19 protein-coding genes are annotated in these 18387 nt (G+C 38.4%); all 19 read right to left on the bottom strand.

The features are described 5' to 3' along the window. Positions 1–11: 11 nt before the first annotated feature. The 19 genes from fliF to rimM all read right to left on the bottom strand — a co-directional run bounded on the left by fliF (position 12) and on the right by rimM (position 18379). On the bottom strand, positions 12–1604 hold the full coding sequence (gene fliF, locus POF52_RS03560) for a flagellar basal-body MS-ring/collar protein FliF (RefSeq protein WP_271989763.1): 1593 nt from the start codon (positions 1602–1604) through the stop codon (positions 12–14). 49 nt (positions 1605–1653) lie between these two features. Then, positions 1654–1944, bottom strand: coding sequence for a flagellar hook-basal body complex protein FliE (fliE, locus tag POF52_RS03555; RefSeq protein ID WP_016765405.1), 291 nt, complete (start codon positions 1942–1944; stop codon positions 1654–1656). A 12-nt stretch (positions 1945–1956) separates the two neighbouring features. Then, positions 1957–2406 (bottom strand): flagellar basal body rod protein FlgC, encoded by a 450-nt coding sequence (flgC, locus tag POF52_RS03550; protein WP_258357443.1) that lies wholly within the window; start codon positions 2404–2406, stop codon positions 1957–1959. Between the two features lie 2 nt (positions 2407–2408). Then, complete coding sequence (gene flgB, locus POF52_RS03545) at positions 2409–2798, bottom strand: flagellar basal body rod protein FlgB (RefSeq protein ID WP_176583373.1); 390 nt, start codon at positions 2796–2798, stop codon at positions 2409–2411. Positions 2799–3239: 441 nt separating this feature from the next. After that, complete coding sequence (gene codY, locus POF52_RS03540; RefSeq protein WP_013058882.1) at positions 3240–4019, bottom strand: GTP-sensing pleiotropic transcriptional regulator CodY; 780 nt, start codon at positions 4017–4019, stop codon at positions 3240–3242. Between the two features lie 28 nt (positions 4020–4047). After that, a complete protein-coding gene (gene hslU / locus POF52_RS03535; protein WP_271989759.1) occupies positions 4048–5448 on the bottom strand; it encodes an HslU--HslV peptidase ATPase subunit in 1401 nt (466 codons plus the stop codon). Between the two features lie 16 nt (positions 5449–5464). Further along, a complete protein-coding gene (gene hslV, locus POF52_RS03530) occupies positions 5465–6007 on the bottom strand; it encodes an ATP-dependent protease subunit HslV (protein WP_013058884.1) in 543 nt (180 codons plus the stop codon). 14 nt (positions 6008–6021) lie between these two features. Continuing rightward, positions 6022–6924, bottom strand: coding sequence for a tyrosine recombinase XerC (gene xerC, locus POF52_RS03525; protein ID WP_047930786.1), 903 nt, complete (start codon positions 6922–6924; stop codon positions 6022–6024). Between the two features lie 65 nt (positions 6925–6989). Beyond that, a complete protein-coding gene (trmFO, locus tag POF52_RS03520; protein WP_271989754.1) occupies positions 6990–8294 on the bottom strand; it encodes an FADH(2)-oxidizing methylenetetrahydrofolate--tRNA-(uracil(54)-C(5))-methyltransferase TrmFO in 1305 nt (434 codons plus the stop codon). Between the two features lie 205 nt (positions 8295–8499). Then, complete coding sequence (topA, locus tag POF52_RS03515) at positions 8500–10575, bottom strand: type I DNA topoisomerase (RefSeq protein WP_258357446.1); 2076 nt, start codon at positions 10573–10575, stop codon at positions 8500–8502. A 154-nt stretch (positions 10576–10729) separates the two neighbouring features. Then, on the bottom strand, positions 10730–11611 hold the full coding sequence (gene dprA, locus POF52_RS03510; RefSeq protein ID WP_271989751.1) for a DNA-processing protein DprA: 882 nt from the start codon (positions 11609–11611) through the stop codon (positions 10730–10732). 63 nt (positions 11612–11674) lie between these two features. After that, positions 11675–12577, bottom strand: a complete 903-nt coding sequence (sucD, locus tag POF52_RS03505; RefSeq protein ID WP_016765409.1) for a succinate--CoA ligase subunit alpha — start codon at positions 12575–12577, stop codon at positions 11675–11677. Between the two features lie 18 nt (positions 12578–12595). Further along, positions 12596–13756: an ADP-forming succinate--CoA ligase subunit beta gene (sucC, locus tag POF52_RS03500; RefSeq protein WP_013058890.1), complete on the bottom strand. Its 1161-nt coding sequence runs from the start codon at positions 13754–13756 to the stop codon at positions 12596–12598. A gap of 369 nt (positions 13757–14125) precedes the next feature. Beyond that, the gene (locus tag POF52_RS03495) at positions 14126–14893 is read right to left on the bottom strand and encodes a ribonuclease HII (protein ID WP_271989748.1); all 768 of its coding nucleotides are present in this window, start codon (positions 14891–14893) and stop codon (positions 14126–14128) included. A 107-nt stretch (positions 14894–15000) separates the two neighbouring features. Continuing rightward, positions 15001–15867, bottom strand: a complete 867-nt coding sequence (gene ylqF / locus POF52_RS03490) for a ribosome biogenesis GTPase YlqF (RefSeq protein WP_025750333.1) — start codon at positions 15865–15867, stop codon at positions 15001–15003. A gap of 21 nt (positions 15868–15888) precedes the next feature. Further along, the gene (gene lepB, locus POF52_RS03485) at positions 15889–16440 is read right to left on the bottom strand and encodes a signal peptidase I (protein WP_013058893.1); all 552 of its coding nucleotides are present in this window, start codon (positions 16438–16440) and stop codon (positions 15889–15891) included. A gap of 180 nt (positions 16441–16620) precedes the next feature. Then, positions 16621–16965, bottom strand: a complete 345-nt coding sequence (rplS, locus tag POF52_RS03480; protein ID WP_013084808.1) for a 50S ribosomal protein L19 — start codon at positions 16963–16965, stop codon at positions 16621–16623. 161 nt (positions 16966–17126) lie between these two features. Continuing rightward, positions 17127–17867, bottom strand: a complete 741-nt coding sequence (trmD, locus tag POF52_RS03475) for a tRNA (guanosine(37)-N1)-methyltransferase TrmD (protein WP_013058895.1) — start codon at positions 17865–17867, stop codon at positions 17127–17129. Beyond that, entirely contained in the window at positions 17867–18379 is a 513-nt protein-coding gene (rimM, locus tag POF52_RS03470; RefSeq protein ID WP_271989746.1) for a ribosome maturation factor RimM, read from the bottom strand. The genes trmD and rimM overlap by 1 nt, the downstream gene beginning before the upstream one ends. Positions 18380–18387 lie beyond the last annotated feature (8 nt).

Here is an 18387-nt window from a genome sequence, read left to right as displayed (position 1 = left end):
TAGCTTTCCTCCTAATCCTCACTAATCCATGTTCGCAGCAGTTTTGCAAACTCTTCCGGGTCTTGCTTCGCTAACGTTTCAAGATTGCTTTTTGTTTGCTGTTCAGCACTTAAAACAGGAGCTTTTTGTGCCGCTTCATATGCTTCAAAAGTTTCATCGTACTCTTCATCATATTCCTCTTCATCTAAGTCTTGACGCCTTTTCCTAACCAACAGCACAATAAGAACAACAATAATAAGCAGCAGTGCTCCTCCGATTATATACATCCACAATGGAATCGAACTTGCTGTGTTGTCAGCTGTTTCTTGTCCTTTAAAAGGCTGAACGGAAACGGTAATCTTATCGCTGACCGCGTTATCCGAGAGAGCTTTCGTATTTGCATCTTTTGAAATAGAAGTACGGACAATTGTACCTAACATTTTTTGAACGTCTGACTCAAGCGTATCGGAAACTTGTGATTTCCCTTTTGCATTGGACGGATCTATCATTACTTGAATGCCAAGGTCTTGAATTTTGTATGGACTTTCGACGATTTCTTTATGAATTCGATTCACTTCATAATTAATTCGTTCTTCGTTTTTTTCGTAGTCTCCGTCTCCACTTGTTGTACTAGATGAGTAATTTGTTGTATCTTCTTCTCCTGTTCCAGCAACGCCTCCATCTTGAGCGTTTTTACCAGAAAATGTTTCATTAATTTTTTCAGCGCTAACGGCAATTCCTTGCATATTATCTTTATCAACAGGCTCTACTAGCTTTTCTTCGCGATTTTCCTGTGTAAAATCAAGATCTGCTGTAACAGAAACCATTACTTTGTCTTGACCGACCAGTCTTCCTAGCATTTGCTGTACTTGACGCTGAATATCTCGCTCAACTTCTTTTTTCGCTTCGTTCTGCGAAGCAAATGAGCTAGAAGCTGAATTCGTTTCGTTACCTTTTAAATCAAAGTACTCAAAATATTGGTTCATGATGACGATATTATCGGTAGGAAGGTTTGGCACACTTTTGGATACTAAATGATAAAGAGATTTAATTTGCTGATCATCAAATTTATAACCAGCCTTTGTATTAAGCACAATCGATGCTGATGCTTCTCCCTGCTTTTCATTCGCCCAGACGCTTTCATTGGGAAGGGTAATCATCACTTTTGCATCGTTGACTCCTTGAATGTTTTTCATTAAGTTAGCCAATTCAGTTTGCATCGCATCGAGTTTTAACACATCAAATTCATTATCTGTCATACCAAAGCTCGCATTTTTCCCAAAAAACGAATAGTCGATACTTCCGCTATCAGGAATTCCTTGTGCAGCTAAATCAACTTTTAGCGAGTCAACGCTTTGTTCAGGCACCGAAATGGTTGTTCCATTATCAGAGATTTCTGAAGGAACGCTTCTAGCATCAAGCTCTGCTTTGATTTGTCCTGTTTCTTGAGCCGATAGATTGCTATAAAGAGGGACAAATTTATCCTTGTTTAAAAAAACAGATGCTAAACTAATGACTAGAATAGCCGCAAGAGGAGCAGCGATAAGGGCTATTTTTTGTCCTTTTTTGCGGTTATTCCAAAAGACTTTCATCTTATCTCGATAAAGAGCTATTCTTTCATTCATGGTATTCCTCCGGTTATTACTATTTTCATTTTCTTTAATAACCGCTCAATTACATTTGCATTCTCATCATTTCCTGATAGGCTTCAACAGCTTTATTGCGTATTTCAAGAGCCGTTTGCATCGTAATACTTGCTTTTTGAGCAGTAATCATTACATCTTGGAGTTCGACGTTTTCTCCTTTAGCAAGCTTTTCAGTCACTATATCCGAAGCGCGTTGAGTATTGTTTAACTCATTGATTGAGTCTTTTAAAAACGTTGAAAACTGTTGAGTTGTTTGTCCAGTGCTAGTAGAAGCTGCTGTTTTTGCTATTGCTATTTGATTGCTGATACCGTTAATCATTTTATCGCTCCTTTATTTCCCAATTTCTAACACCTTTGTTAATATACTTTTGTTTGTATTAAAGACCGTGACGTTTGCTTCATAAGATCGAGTAGCACTAATTAAATCCGTCATTTCTTTTAAAGGATCTACGTTCGGCATCTGCACGTACCCTTGGTCATTCGCATCTGGATGCGTCGGGTTATATACTAAATTAAAAGGAGTATTATCTTCTACGATATCTGTGACTTTTACACCATTGTTTTGACTTTTATTGATTTCGGAGTGTAAGAGGGACGAAAAAGAAGGCGAACGATCAGACTGCATGACAACCATTTTTCTTTTATAAGGCTGCCACTCACCATTAACGTACGTCCCTCTTGTCGTTTCAGCATTCGCCATATTAGATGAAACAACGTCCATCCTTAAACGATTGGCAGTTAAAGCTGAAGATGTAATATTCATATTTTGAAAAATAGTCAAACTTATTTACCTCCTCTAATGACTGTTTGAAGAGAATTAAATTTTCCATTTAAACGATCTACTAGCGCCTCATAGTAAATTTGATTTTCAGCCATATCCGCCATCTCTTTATCCATATCCACATTATTTCCGTTTGCTTGATAAGAAGTGTTTCCTTGCTGGGTAATCACTCTCTGGAATGAATTAGAAAATGGGATATGTTTTGAATCAGTCTGATATGCTTCTAACTCGTTATGTAATAAATCTCGAAATCCACTCGTACGCGTTACTGTTTTCGATTTATAATTTGGAGTATCAACGTTTGCGATATTTTGTGCAATCGTCTGCTGCTTTTGTGACGCGTAGCTAATTCCATTTTCAATTGTTTGAAAAGTAGTTGAAAACAAACTCAATTCTTACACCTGCTTATCTATTCTATTTTTCTCAAAATGAGACAAATTTCGACTTTAGTACCATAGAACTTATTGTAAGAAAAATTTCATGCAATGTCTATCCTTTTTTAAGAACTTTTGGACTATAAACCAAAATTTTCATTCATTTTCCAAGCATATTTTAACATCAATGCTATACTTTAGCTCTATTTTTTTAATTTAAAATCAAAATATATACCATAAGTCCTGAACAATATGTAATAAAAGTAACGATTTGTAATCAACCAGTATCTTTTTACTATTTAAAGATTCTATAATATAATTTTTAGATTTTTATATGAAGTTTGTTAAAGTTTTATAAAAATAGTGAACGAATCGTCTTAACCCACAGCGAATCTTTTTGTACTGAGAGCATACAAAAAAGCACACGGACTTTGCCCGTGTGCTTTTTTGTTCATAAACTTAGTTAGATTTTAATTTTTCAAGCTCTACTAAGAATTTGTTGTTAAGAACTTTAATGTAAGTTCCTTTCATTCCTAAAGAACGTGATTCGATAACGCCAGCACTTTCTAATTTACGTAGCGCATTTACGATTACTGAACGTGTAATTCCAACGCGGTCAGCAATTTTACTTGCTACTAATAGTCCTTCATTTCCATTTAACTCTTCAAAGATGTGCTCAATAGCTTCTAACTCACTGTATGATAATGAGCTAATTGCCATTTGTACAACAGCTTTGCTACGTGCTTCTTCTTCAATTTCTTCTGCTTTTTCACGAAGAATTTCCATACCTACTACCGTTGCCCCGTATTCAGCAAGGATTAAATCATCGTCTTCGAACTGACGGTCTAAACGAGATAGTACAAGCGTACCTAGACGCTCTCCGCCTCCAATAATTGGAACGATTGTTGTTAGTCCTGCATCAAATAAGTCTTTATTTTCAACTGGGAAAGCTGTATATTGACTTTCAATGTTTAAGTTAGAAGATGTTTCTTGAATGTTAAATAAGCTTTGAGTATATTCTTCTGGGAACTGGCGTGCTTCTAACATATCTTTCATGCGCGCATTCTCAATTTGCTGTTTAACAGCGATTCCTAATAATTTACCGCGACGGCTTACTACGAATACGTTTGATTCGATCACTTCGCAAAGTGTTTCAGCCATTTCTTTAAAGTTTACTGGTTTACCAGCTGCTTTTTGTAGCATTGCATTAATCTTTCTAGTTTTCCCTAATAAATCCATTAGTACTCTTCCTCCTGCGATTTCAGTTCTATAAAATAAATTGACTCAAATCTTTGTTTTTAGCGATTTTTTCTAATTTTTCTTCCACGTACTGCGGAGTAATCACAATTTTCTCTAATGTTACTTCTGGTGCTTCAAACGATAAATCCTCTAGCAAACGTTCTAAAATCGTATGAAGCCTTCTTGCACCAATATTGTCTGTATCTTGATTTACCTGATATGCAATTTCTGCAATCTTACGTATAGCATCGTCAGAAAATTCAATTTGTATACCTTCAGTTTCCAATAATGCCGCATATTGCTTTAATAACGCATTATCTGGCTCTACTAAAATGTTTATAAAATCTTCAACGGTTAGCTTCGTTAATTCAACGCGAATTGGGAATCGACCTTGCAATTCTGGAATTAAATCCGACGGTTTTGATACATGGAAAGCACCGGCTGCTACAAATAAAACATGATCAGTTTTGACTGCGCCATATTTTGTAACAATCGTTGACCCTTCTACAATTGGTAAAATATCTCGCTGTACGCCTTCACGTGAAACATCAGCGGAAGATGAATTACCACTTTTCTGAGCAATTTTATCAATTTCGTCAATGAAAATAATTCCGTATTGTTCTGCACGATTCACAGCTTCTTGCGTCACTTCATCCATATCAATCAATTTTTGCGCTTCTTCATTTGTTAATACTTTTCGTGCATCTTTAACAGTAAGTTTGCGCTTTTTTTGTTTTTTAGGCATAAAATTGCTTAAGGCATCCTGCATGTTCATACCCATTTGTTCCATACCCGAACCTTGTAACATATCAAACATAGAAGGCTGTTGCTCTTCTACTTCAATTGTGACATAATGATTTTCAAGCTCTCCTAAAGCAAGCTGATGAGCAATCTGCTTGCGCTTCGATGCAATATTCGTTTCCTCATCTTGATCAGGATCCGCATCGCTTGACTGTGTACCGTTTGAAAAAATCATTTCAAACGGATTTTTAAACGATTGCTGCTTCTTTTTACTTGGAACAAGAAGCTCTACTATCCGCTTGTTTGCATTTTCTTCTGCGCGATCACGCACGCCGTTCATTTTTTCTTCTTTCACAAGTCTAACTGACGTTTCCACTAAATCACGAACCATTGATTCTACATCGCGTCCTACATATCCAACTTCCGTAAATTTTGTTGCCTCAACCTTAATAAAAGGTGCACCGACAAGCTTAGCTAAGCGGCGTGCAATCTCGGTTTTACCCACACCTGTAGGACCAATCATTAAAATGTTTTTCGGCACAACTTCATCACGTAAAGATTCGTCTAACTGACCGCGTCGATAGCGATTTCGCAGCGCAACAGCGACCGCTTTCTTTGCCTTCGTTTGACCAATAATATACTGATCGAGCTTTTCTACAATTTGTCGAGGTGTTAAATGAGAATTCATAAAAAAATCCCCTTTCCTACAGTTCTTCTACAATAATATGATCATTTGTATAAACACATATCTCACTTGCTACATCTAAAGCTGCTTTTGCAATTTCTTTAGCTGTTAAATGTTCGCCTGCATGTTGTTTTAATGCACGTCCCGCTGATAAAGCATAATTTCCGCCTGATCCAATTGCTAAAATGCCGTCGTCCGGTTCAATAACTTCACCCGTTCCTGATACTAACAGTAAGTTATCTTTGTTCATAACAATAAGCATTGCTTCTAACTTTCGCAATACTTTGTCACTTCTCCATTGTTTAGCAAGCTCAACGGCTGCACGCTGAAGATTTCCGTTATACTCTTCAAGCTTCGTTTCAAATAATTCAAAAAGAGTGAATGCATCAGCTACTGAACCTGCAAAGCCGGCAAGAACTTGCCCTTGAAATAAACGTCTTACTTTTCGAGCAGTATGTTTCATAACAACAGCATTTCCGAACGTTACTTGTCCGTCCCCAGACATGGCACATTGACCGTTATGCTGAACCGCAAAAATCGTAGTAGCATGGAAAGTAGACAAATTAACTCCTCCTTTTATGCGCGAGGATGGTGATTCATATAAACTGCCTTTAAACGATCCTTCGTCACATGTGTGTATATTTGAGTGGTTGATAAATGTTCATGACCTAGCATTTCTTGAACTGTACGTAAATCTGCCCCTTCATTTAACATATGAGTCGCAAAAGTATGCCGCAAAACGTGTGGACTAATATGTATATTCTCAGCGGTCTTCTTTACTAACTGATCAATGACTAAGCGTATGCCTCGGTCTGTCAACGGTGTCCCCTTATAATTTAAAAAGAGCGAATGAGTATCAGAAGGAGCCTTTTTTAAAAGAAGCTTTCTTCCATTATCTATATATACTCTAAGAGCGTCCTTGGCATAACAGCCAAATGGCACGTACCGTTGTTTTTTCCCTTTGCCATATACGAGCAAAGTTTGAAGTGAAAAATCTATATCGCTAAGCTTAATAGATGCGCATTCACTCACTCGTATTCCGGTGGCATACAGCAATTCTAATAGAGACTGATTACGCTGCCCTAACGAAGTTGTTAAGTCATTCATTTGAAATAATTTCACAATCTCCTCTTCATACAGGAAGCGAGGATTTCGCTCCTCCTTTTTAGGAAGGGTAACGAGCGCAAATGGATTATCTTCTACTAATTCTTCTCTATTTAAGTAACGATAAAACGTTCTCAAACAAGAAATTTTGCGTGACATCGATCTTTTTGAATACTGCTTTTCATATAGGCGTGTTAAAAACAGCCTTGCATCAGCATATGTAACACTTTGTAGGTTTTGTATTTGCTCTTCCTGCATAAAAGACATGAAGATACCTATGTCTTTTTCATAGCAGTCAACTGTATATTTTGAATAGTTTTTCTCAATTTGTAAATATTCTAGAAAGGAATTTAATACATCTTTAACAAATTCCAATGTTATCACCTCACAAGGGCTACTAAATATTATCACAATTAAGTAGCCCTTGCAAACAATTTTGATTATTTTGTTGTAAAATTCTGAATAGTTTCCAATGCTCTTTTAGCAAGCGTTTCATTTCGTTCTTGTTTGTTTTTGATTCGCACTTCCAATTCTTTGAATAAGCCAAAGTTGGCATTCATCGGCTGGAAGTTTTTAGCATTTGTATGTGTGATATAGTGAGCCATACTGCCAATCGCCGTTTCCTGCGGCAATACAACCAATTCTTCACCAAGCACAAGTCGAGCTGCGTTCATTCCTGCCATTAATCCGCTCGCAGCTGATTCTACATATCCTTCTACTCCCGTCATTTGTCCAGCAAAGAATAAGTCATCGCGCTCACGATATTGATACGTAGGCTTTAACAATTTAGGAGAATTAATAAACGTATTTCTATGCATAACTCCGTAGCGTACTACTTCTGCATTTTCTAAACCTGGGATTAAGCTTAATACTTCTTTTTGTGCTCCCCATTTTAAATGTGTTTGGAAACCTACGATATTATATAGTGTACCTGCTGCATCATCTTGACGAAGCTGAACAACTGCATAAGGTCGCTTTCCTGTTTTCGGATCTTCTAACCCAACTGGTTTCATTGGTCCAAAAAGCATTGTTTTTTCTCCGCGTGAAGCCATTACTTCAATTGGCATACATCCTTCAAAATAAATTTCTTTCTCAAATTCTTTTAAAGGAACCGTCTCTGCATTGATTAATGCTTCATGAAAACGGTGGAATTCTTCTTTTGTCATCGGACAGTTTAAATAGGCAGCTTCCCCTTTGTCATAGCGAGATTTAAGATATACTTTATCCATATCAATGCTGTCTTTTTCAATAATAGGTGCAGCCGCATCGTAAAAATATAAATAATCTTCACTTGTTAACGCGCGCAGCTGTTCTGATAAATCTTTTGACGTTAACGGACCTGTTGCAATAACAGTTGGTCCTTGTGGAATTTCCGTAATCTCTTCATTAACAACCGTTACGTTCGGATGGTTTTTAACACTTTCCGTCACACGAGCGGCAAATTCGTGACGATCAACAGCCAGTGCTCCACCTGCTGGAACCGCACACTCGTCTGCTGAACGAATAATTACAGAGTCTAATAATCGCATTTCTTCTTTTAAAACACCCACTGCATTTGTTAATGTATTCGCGCGCAGTGAATTACTACATACTAATTCAGCAAATTTGTCCGTATGATGAGCAGGTGTTTGCTTCACTGGTCTCATCTCATAAAGACGGACTTTCAAACCGCGCTTTGCGATCTGCCAAGCTGCTTCACTTCCAGCAAGACCTGCTCCGATAACATTAATTACTTGTTCATTCATTGTAAATCCTCCAACTTCATTTCTATCTTTTCTATCATTTTCCTTATTCATTCACTTGTCTTTTCTTTTTTAACGAGACAAAGAAAATGCGACATTACTCAATGTCGCTAATAACGTTTCCATTTTAGCACATGAAGCAATGTCGCCGCATCTTATATAACTGCTATTTTTAAATTTAAAGTGTGGGAATTCATCCCATTCTCTTTTACTGCTGAGCTTCCTCTTTATAATCACAACTTGTACAGACGACTTGAGTTCCTTTTTTCTGTTTCTTCTCCACAAGCAGATTTTCACATTTCGGACATTTTCTTGCAATCGGCTTATCCCAAGATACGAAATCACAGCCCGGGAATCGATCACAGCCATAAAATGTACGCTTTTTCTTCGATTTTCGCTCAACGATATTTCCTTCTTCACATTTCGGACACTTTACACCAATCTCTTTTACAATTGGCTTTGTGTTGCGGCAGTCAGGGAAATTAGAGCATGCCATAAATTTTCCGTAGCGTCCCATTTTGTATACCATAGGTGAACCGCATTCTTCACAATCTTCTCCGGCAGGTTCATCTTTAATCTCCACTTCGCGCATTTCTTTTTCAGCATGTTCTAGGCGTTTTTCAAAATCACTGTAAAATTCGTCAATAACACGCACCCATTGAACATTACCATCTTCCACTTCATCCAAATCGTTTTCCATTTTAGCTGTAAACTCTACATCTAAAATTTCCGGGAAAAACTCCAATACAAGCTCCAGTACAATTTCTCCAAGTTCTGTTGGAACAAAACGCTTGTTATCGAGCGTTACGTACCCGCGCTTTTGAATCGTGTCAAGTGTTGGAGCATATGTAGACGGTCGTCCAATGCCTAGCTCTTCTAATGTCTTGACTAAACGAGCTTCAGTATATCTTGGCGGCGGCTGTGTGAAGTGCTGCTTTTCATCGATGTCCTTAGAATAAGCTACTTCTCCTTCTTCTAAATCTGGAAGAAGATTTTCTTTTTCCTCCACTTGATCATCATTGCCTTCAACATACACTTTCATAAAGCCTGGAAATTTAACTTTCGAGCCGTTTGCTCTAAATGTTACGTCCCCATTTTTCAAATCTACAGCCATTGTATCCATAATTGCAGGTGCCATTTGACTAGCAACGAAGCGCTCCCATACTAACTTATACAATCGATACTGATCACGCGATAAGAACTCTTTTACCTCTCCTGGTTTACGAAGAGCTGAAGTTGGACGAATCGCTTCGTGGGCATCTTGCGCGTTCGAATTTTTCTTTTCTTTACGCTTTTCCGTTGCCACAAACTGATTTCCGTATGCGTTCGTAATGTAATCTCTAGCTTCTGTTTGAGCTGTTTCTGAAATACGAGTAGAATCGGTACGCATATACGTGATAAGACCTACTGTACCTTCTTTTCCTAAATCAATTCCTTCATATAATTGCTGCGCAATCATCATTGTTTTTTTCGCTCGGAAGTTCAGTTTCCGCGCTGCCTCTTGCTGTAATGAAGACGTGGTAAAAGAAGGAGCCGCATTACGCTTTCGCTCACGTTTTGTTACTTTAGAAATTGAAAATTCATTTCCATCTAATTGTTTAACAATGTTGGTTACATCATTTTCATTCGATAGCTCTACTTTTTTCCCTTGATATTCGATCAACTGGCCTTCAAATTGGTCGTTTCCTTTTTGAAAAGTTGCTTTTACCGTCCAGTATTCTTCTGGGATAAACTTTGCAATTTCTTTTTCACGATCAATAATTAACCGCACTGCAATTGATTGAACCCTTCCGGCACTTAATCCTTTTTTCACTTTTTTCCACAGCAATGGACTGATGTTGTAGCCAACCAGCCTGTCAAGAATACGGCGTGCTTGCTGAGCATCTACTAAATCCATATTAATTGCTCGTGGATGTTTAAAAGATTCTTTAATCGCTTCTTTTGTAATCTCGTTAAATACTACGCGACAGTCCGATGCAATGTCTACATCCAAACTGTGCGCCAAGTGCCATGCAATCGCTTCTCCTTCACGGTCTGGATCGGCTGCTAGGTAAATCTTTTTTGCTTTTTTAGCCGCTGTTTTTAGTTCTTTTAAAACCGGGCCTTTCCCGCGAATTGTAATATATTTCGGATTGTAATCCTGTTCAATATCAATTCCCATTTGACTTTTAGGTAAATCGCGAACATGTCCCATCGATGCTTTTACTTTATATTTCTTTCCTAAATAACGTTCAATTGTTTTAGCCTTTGCAGGCGATTCTACAATTACTAGGTAGTCAGACATCTATTTGTTCCTCCTCAAGAGGTAGAATAAAATCTTCATTATTATTAAATATTTGGTTCTTGTTTGTCAAATGTCCAAAAGATAAGTCATACGATTTTACTACGTATCTCACTAGTATTTCATACCATGCAAGAATATGACTACTTTGAAACATTCATCTTATATACATCATTTCACCTGTAATATCAGCAGCGCTTTGCACAAGTTTTGCCCCTAATTGGATTAACTTATTCGTTCCACATGATGTTTCTTCAAAAATAGAACCCGGTATGGCAAATACTTCTCTTCCTTGCTGAAGCGCCTGGTCGGCGGTAATAAAAGATCCACTTCTTTCTTTTGCTTGCACCACCAACGTGCCCCCTGTTAATCCGCTAATGATTCTGTTTCTGCGAGGGAAAAACCATTTCGTCGGCTTCATAGACGGGGCATATTCAGAAAGCAGCAAATGATGCTGCGCAATTTCTCTTGCTAAATTTTGGTTTCCTCTTGGGTAAATATTATAAAACCCTCCGCCTAAAACTGCAATCGTTCTAGCTTTTTCAGCGATAGCCAGTTCATGAGCAGCCTGGTCAATCCCTGAAGCTAGTCCACTTACAACGACAAATTCTTCATGCAGCATCGGCTTCACAATATGAGTCAGAGCTGCAGTTCCATATGAAGTGGGGTTCCTTGTTCCTACAATGCTTAAGCTTTCTGGAGCGTGTAGAAGAGAAACCTTTCCTTTTGCAAATAATACCCAAGGCGGATCATAAATATGGCGCAAAAGTTCAGGATATTCATCATCTAGGATGGTGACACATTGAATATTCTCAGCGTCATATTTATCTAGAATATCTCGTATTGGAATAGTTTGCAAATCTTTTTTTATTTGATTAGCACGTTCAATCGAGAGAGTCAATAGTTTTTGAAGCTGTGATGGAGAGTACTCGTAGAGATTTTGTAATGAAGAATTCTGTTGAAGTAGCGTAAAAATTTGTTTCCAATTAACAGATGGACAATGTGCTAAATGAATTAATTTTTCCCGTAAATCAGACATTCTACAATCTCCTTTTTAAATGGACAAAATAGCCCCCGGTCAAAGGAGGCTATATGTCTTCTATTAATGAGTCTTACACTGCTCGTAAATGCCTTGTTCTTTTAACACTTTAATAAGTGTTTCTCCCATAACAGATGGTGTTTCAGCTACTTGAATACCGCACTCATTCATTGTTTTAATCTTTTCAGACGCTGTCCCTTTACCACCTGAAATAATAGCACCAGCATGGCCCATACGTTTTCCTGGAGGTGCTGTTTGACCACCAATGAAGCCGACCACAGGTTTTGTCATATTTGCTTTTACCCATTCTGCCGCTTCTTCTTCTGCTGTACCGCCGATTTCACCAATCATAATTACTGCATACGTATCTTCATCTTCATTAAACGCTTGTAATACATCGATAAAATTCGTGCCGTTCACTGGGTCACCACCGATACCAACAGCTGTTGATTGGCCAATGCCAGCTTCAGAAAGTTGATGAACAGCTTCATATGTTAATGTACCAGAACGTGAAACTACACCTACATGACCTTTTTTGTGAATGTACCCTGGCATAATTCCAATTTTACATTCTTCCGGTGTAATAACACCTGGGCAGTTAGGTCCCACAAGGCGCGTACGTTTTCCTTCCATATAACGCTTTACTTTTACCATATCTAATACTGGAATACCTTCCGTAATACAAATAACTAAATCCAAATCTGCGTCAACTGCTTCAATAATGGAGTCAGCTGCGAATGCTGGCGGAACATATACAACAGAAGCCGTTGCGCCTGTTTTTTCTTTTGCCTCGGCAACCGTATTAAATACCGGAACACCTTCTACTTCTAAGCCGCCTTTACCTGGCGTTACGCCACCAACAATTTTTGTTCCATATTCTAACATTTGCTGTGTATGAAAAAGGCCAACTCCGCCTGTAATTCCTTGTACAATTACTTTTGTATCTTGATTAATAAATACGCTCATTCCTATCCCCCAGCCTTTCTATTTCACTAGTGAAACGATTTTTTGTGCGCCGTCTGCCATAGATTCAGCAGCTGTGATATTTAAGCCTGATTTTTGTAAAATTTCTTTTCCAAGTTCAACGTTTGTTCCTTCTAAGCGAACAACTAATGGAAGGCTTAATCCAACTTGTTTCGTTGCTTCAACAACACCTGTTGCAATAACATCACATTTCATAATCCCGCCGAAAATATTAACAAAAATACCTTTTACATTTTGGTCAGATAAAATAATTTTGAATGCTTCTGTTACTTTTTCAGCAGTTGCGCCGCCCCCAACATCCAGGAAGTTAGCAGGGTCGCCTCCGTAATGTTTAATAATATCCATCGTTGCCATTGCTAAACCTGCACCGTTTACCATACAACCGATATTACCGTCTAGTGAAATGTAGCTTAAGTCGTATTTAGATGCTTCAATTTCTTTAGCATCTTCCTCTTCAAGGTCACGATATTCAAGAATATCTTTTTGACGATACAGCGCATTTGAATCAAAGTTTAACTTCGCATCCAATGCCATAACGTCTCCGTCACCTGTTACAACTAGAGGATTAATCTCTGCGATTGAGCAGTCTTTTTCAACAAATACTGTATATAAACCTGTCATGAACTTAACTGCTTTTCCAACTAATTCTTTTGGAATATTAATATTAAATGCAAGTCTGCGAGCTTGGAATGCTTGTAAACCAATCGCAGGATCTACATATTCTTTAAAGATTTTTTCAGGCGTTTTTTCCGCCACTTCTTCAATTTCAGTTCCACCTTCTTCAGAACCCATCAATACAACTTGAGACGTTGCACGATCAAGAACTAAACCGATGTAGTATTCTTTCTTAATATCGCATCCCTCTTCAACTAACAAGCGCTTAACTTCTTTTCCTTCAGGGCCTGTTTGGTGTGTTACGAGGGTCTTTCCTAAAATATCTTGTGCATATGTACGAACTTCATCTAAGTTTTTTGCTACTTTGACACCGCCCGCTTTACCGCGTCCACCAGCATGGATTTGTGCTTTCACCACTGATACTTGTGAACCTAATTCCTTTGCTGCTTCAACTGCTTCTTCAACAGTAAAAGCTACTCGACCGTTTGGTACTGCAACCCCATATTTTCTGAGTAGTTCTTTTCCTTGATACTCATGGATATTCATTTCCCATCCTCCTAACATAATCAACCACAAAACTATACTGCACAAAATAGACTGCGCTTTCATTGTATAAAAATAATTGTCTAATTGTCTACTATTCTAGTGAAAAATATTGAAATAATAAGAAAATTGATATTTTTATGGAGATAGTACTTAACCATACCTTATGAAGTCGATGAGGCTCTGCGGACGTTAAACGTATGGTTGATCATGTAAATCAACCTTCACAACTGAAGCGAACTGAGAGGAAAATAATTTACGAACTTCACCCGTAGCAATACCTCCACTTAAATAGGCTATATTCTTTTTGAACCTAAAATCCCGCATGTAAAATATGCACTAAAAAGCAGAGATATGCTCGGGTATCATGTTCTAGTTTACTTGGTTTTTTATCGGTGCAAAAGATCGGCGGTGTTCTGGCAAAATTCCATATTGTTGGATTGCTTCTAAATGTTGTTTTGTTCCATATCCCATATGTTTTTCGAATCCGTATGCAGGATAGCGTTCACCAAGTTCTTTCATCATTCGATCTCGCGTCACTTTTGCAATAACAGAACTTGCAGCAATCGAAATGCTTGTAGCATCGCCTTTGATGATTGACTGCTGCGAAATAGGCACCGGCAGCTTCATCGCATCAATAAGGAGTTGATCAGGCTGAACAGCTAGAAGTTCAATTGCTTCAGTCATTGCCTTTTTTGTTGCTTCATAAATATTAATAGAATCAATGACCTCTGCGTCTATAATACCTATACCGATAGCGACAGCGCTTTTACAAATTTCTTCATAAAATTCTTCTCGCTTTGCCTCTGATAACTTCTTTGAATCCGTCAAACCAGGGAGAAAAAAATCCGGCGGCAAAATAACAGCAGCAGCTACTACCGGTCCTGCTAACGGTCCTCTTCCTACTTCATCTACTCCGGCAATATAGGTTGCTCCTTGATTGTATAATTCGTTTTCATATGCCATCATTTCATTAAACTGTTTCTTCAAGCGCTCAGCGGCTTCAAATTGCCTTTGTTTTTGAATAATAACCTGCTGCACACCTTTACGCTCATCTTGCGCATATACCTTAAATAAAGCATCTTCCGGGCTTCTCACTTGCTTTAGTTCTTCTTTTATTTCTTTAATACTCTTTTTCATTAGCTCCACCTTCTTTATATCAACATTTTCACGCGGCACTTTTACATAAAAAACGCCTCATGCTAAAAAGGCAGAGGCGTTTTTTGTTTCAGTTCGCAATGTATTGCTTACAGCTGCTGTTCAGCTTCACTTGGATCATCAAATGTAAAGGTGCCAATTTTATCCGTTCGAATTTCTCGAAGAACAAGCTCAGCCGTTTTATCGTAATCCACCATGCCGCCACCCATTAAACAGCCGCGGCGCGACCCAATTGCATCAAAAAGCTCTACAATGTCTTCAGGGATTTCATTTAAATCATAACGCTGCTTTAATTGTTCTGGGTAATGGCTAGTTAAGAAGCGCAGCGCATAAACAGCGACATCTTGCATATTTAAAATGGTATCTTTGATAGCACCCGTTGTCGCAAGCTTATATCCAACTGTTTCATCTTCAAACTTAGGCCACAAAATACCTGGCGTATCAAGTAGCTCCAGCTCATTTCCTACCTTAATCCACTGCTGTGCTTGCGTCACACCTGGACGATCTCCGGTCTTGGCGATTTTTTTGCTGGCAAGGCGATTAATCAGCGTTGATTTACCGACGTTAGGAATCCCTACAATCATCGCACGGATAGCGCGGGGTTTTTTAACTCCTTTTGCGCGCATGCGGTCAAACTTCTCTTGAAGAAGTTCTTTGGAAGACGAAACAATTTGTTTCATTCCTTTACCTGCTTGCGCGTCAATAGCTAAGGCATAAATACCTTGTTCTTTGTAATAATCTAGCCACTGCTGAGTAACGCGCGGATCAGCTTTGTCCACTTTATTCAGCAATACGATTCTCGGCTTGTTCACGATAATCTCATCAATCATTGGATTTCGCGATGATTGCGGAATGCGTGCATCAACCAGTTCGTATACAATATCAATCAATTTTAGCTTTTCAGTTACTTGTCTTCTGGCCTTGGCCATATGGCCAGGAAACCATTGAATTGTCATATTTTACTCACCTTTTATATTTTACTTTGCAAAACGCGCTTCTTTAATCGGCCAGTATACGGCACTCGTTTTACCAAGCACCTTGTCCATGCTCACAAAGCCAATCTGACGGCTGTCTTTACTGTAGCGTCGATTGTCTCCCATCACGAACAAATATCCTTCTGGCACGGTCTTTTTACCCGTTACGTCTTCTAGCTTAAAGTCTTCGGTTAAATTACCGTCAATCACTTCTTTTTTATACTGATCTAAATAGGGCTCTTTATAAGCTTTTCCATTTACATATAGCGTATCATTTCGATACTCAATATGATCACCCGGCAGTCCAATAATACGTTTTATGTAATCTTTTTCCGCTGTAGCATGAAAAACAATAATATCAAAGCGATCAGGATCACCAATCTTATAGGAGAACTTATTTACAATCATTCGATTTTGGTCATGCAGCGTAGGCATCATAGAAAGTCCATCTACTACAATCGGTGCAAACAAGAAATAGCGAATTACAACAGCTAACAGTACGGCAATGGCGATTGCTTTTATCCATTCCCACAGTTCATTTTTCTTTCGAGCCATCTTCAGTCCTCCAACTCTTATGTCATACCTTTATTTTAAACGATAATGTTTGAAACGCCTAATAAATAAATAGAATAAAAAAATGATGACTTGTACGTCTATTTTTTACTGTCAGAGAACGAATCGTTCTAAAAAAACATTTGAAAAAAGGAGCTTGTATAAACAAGCTCCCCTTTACTATTATCGAATTTCTTTAATACGCGCAGCTTTACCACGTAATTCACGTAGGTAATAAAGTTTCGCACGGCGTACTTTACCGCGGCGCATTACTTCGATTTTTGCAATTTTTGGCGTATGAAGTGGGAATGTACGCTCTACACCTACACCGTAAGAAATCTTACGTACTGTAAATGTTTCGCTGATACCACCGCCACGACGCTTAATAACAACACCTTCAAATACCTGAACACGTTCACGAGTACCCTCAACGATATTTACGTGTACACGTACAGTATCACCAGGACGGAACGTAGGAAGATCTGTTTTTAATTGTTCTTTTGTAATCTCTTCGATTAATTTTTGCATCGCGTGTTTCAACTCCTTCCAACAGACGCTCATACCAATGCTTTTCAATCATTGCAGCGGAACATCGTTATAGGTGACCAGACATCTGCCCAAGCCACAAAATCTATCTTAGCACACTCTTATACCGTATGCAACAGAGTTTATGCATAAATTTTATGGATTTATGAAAGCTGATTTTCTTCTTTTAATTGAGCTACTAGTTTCTTTTGCTCTTCTGTTAGTTCCATCTTTTCAAGCATATCCGGTCTTCGAAGCAGCGTGCGCTTTAAAGACTCTTTTTGGCGCCACTGTTCAATTTTTTTATGATTTCCTGACATAAGTACTTCAGGAACCGTTAAGCCTCTAAAATCAGCAGGACGCGTATAGTGGGGGTGCTCTAGTAAACCGGTACTGTGTGAGTCCTGTACAGCTGAATGATTATTGCCAAGGACATCAGGAAGCAGGCGAACAACGCTATCGATCACAACCATTGCACCAAGCTCTCCTCCAGTTAATACATAGTCACCAATTGAAATTTCATCAGTTACCAGCTGCTCACGAATTCGTTCATCATATCCTTCGTAATGACCGCAAATAAAAATTAAATGCTCTTCTGCTGCTAGCTCTTCTGCTTTTGCCTGTGTATAGCGTTCGCCCTGCGGACAAAGCAAAACTACCCGGGGCTTCTTGGCTGTTTCGGTCAGCTTTTCTACAGCGTCAAAAATAGGCTGAGGCGTCAATACCATTCCAGCACCTCCGCCATAAGGATAATCGTCCACATTTTGATGTTTGTTCGTAGAATATTCTCGGAAATTAACTACATTCAGTTCAACCGCATTTTTTTCCTGTGCTTTTTTCAAAATTGATTCACCAAAAACACCGTCAAACATAGAAGGAAATAGCGACAGTACATCAATTTTCATTAGTCCAATAACCCTTCCATTACTGTAATAACAATCTCTTTTTCATCTATATCAATAGATTGTACAACGTCGTCGATGTAAGGAATAAGAACTTCTTTTCCGCCTTTTTTAACAACCCACACATCATTAGCTCCCGGCGTTAAAATTTCTTTGACCGTTCCTACCTCTACTCCGTCTTCTGTTTTTACTGTACAGCCAATAATTTCGTGGAAATAAAATTCACCGTCTTCTAAATCCGTTAGCTGCTCCTCAGGAATTTTCACTTCGCAGTTTTTATACTGCTCAACATCATTTACGTTTTGATAGCCTTCGAATGTAAGCAGATCAAAATTTTTATGCCTGCGGTGGCTTGTTACCGTTACTTCTACCGGCTCGCTTTGCTTTTCTTTGAAGATATAAAGTTTATTTCCTTTTTCATAACGCTCATCAGCAAAATCCGTAGTTGATACAATACGAACTTCTCCTTTTACACCATGGGTATTCACAATTTTTCCAACCTTAAACCATTTCATACTTCTTC

Origin of the sequence: Priestia sp. AB (assembly GCF_028369225.1) — a bacterium.
Lineage (GTDB): Bacteria > Bacillota > Bacilli > Bacillales > Bacillaceae_H > Priestia > Priestia megaterium.
The sequence above is the reverse complement of the archived record's forward strand: the minus strand, read 5'-3'. Positions and strand labels throughout refer to the sequence as shown.

Coding starts and splice junctions, on each gene's coding strand:
- fliF (WP_271989763.1), bottom strand. CDS start 1,604: ATGAATGAAAGAATAGCTCTTTATCGAGATAAGATGAAAGTCTTTTGG.
- fliE (WP_016765405.1), bottom strand. CDS start 1,944: ATGATTAACGGTATCAGCAATCAAATAGCAATAGCAAAAACAGCAGCT.
- codY (WP_013058882.1), bottom strand. CDS start 4,019: ATGGATTTATTAGGGAAAACTAGAAAGATTAATGCAATGCTACAAAAA.
- hslU (WP_271989759.1), bottom strand. CDS start 5,448: ATGAATTCTCATTTAACACCTCGACAAATTGTAGAAAAGCTCGATCAG.
- trmFO (WP_271989754.1), bottom strand. CDS start 8,294: ATGAATGAACAAGTAATTAATGTTATCGGAGCAGGTCTTGCTGGAAGT.
- topA (WP_258357446.1), bottom strand. CDS start 10,575: ATGTCTGACTACCTAGTAATTGTAGAATCGCCTGCAAAGGCTAAAACA.
- dprA (WP_271989751.1), bottom strand. CDS start 11,611: ATGTCTGATTTACGGGAAAAATTAATTCATTTAGCACATTGTCCATCT.
- sucD (WP_016765409.1), bottom strand. CDS start 12,577: ATGAGCGTATTTATTAATCAAGATACAAAAGTAATTGTACAAGGAATT.
- sucC (WP_013058890.1), bottom strand. CDS start 13,756: ATGAATATCCATGAGTATCAAGGAAAAGAACTACTCAGAAAATATGGG.
- POF52_RS03495 (WP_271989748.1), bottom strand. CDS start 14,893: ATGAAAAAGAGTATTAAAGAAATAAAAGAAGAACTAAAGCAAGTGAGA.
- ylqF (WP_025750333.1), bottom strand. CDS start 15,867: ATGACAATTCAATGGTTTCCTGGCCATATGGCCAAGGCCAGAAGACAA.
- lepB (WP_013058893.1), bottom strand. CDS start 16,440: ATGGCTCGAAAGAAAAATGAACTGTGGGAATGGATAAAAGCAATCGCC.
- rplS (WP_013084808.1), bottom strand. CDS start 16,965: ATGCAAAAATTAATCGAAGAGATTACAAAAGAACAATTAAAAACAGAT.
- trmD (WP_013058895.1), bottom strand. CDS start 17,867: ATGAAAATTGATGTACTGTCGCTATTTCCTTCTATGTTTGACGGTGTT.
- rimM (WP_271989746.1), bottom strand. CDS start 18,379: ATGAAATGGTTTAAGGTTGGAAAAATTGTGAATACCCATGGTGTAAAA.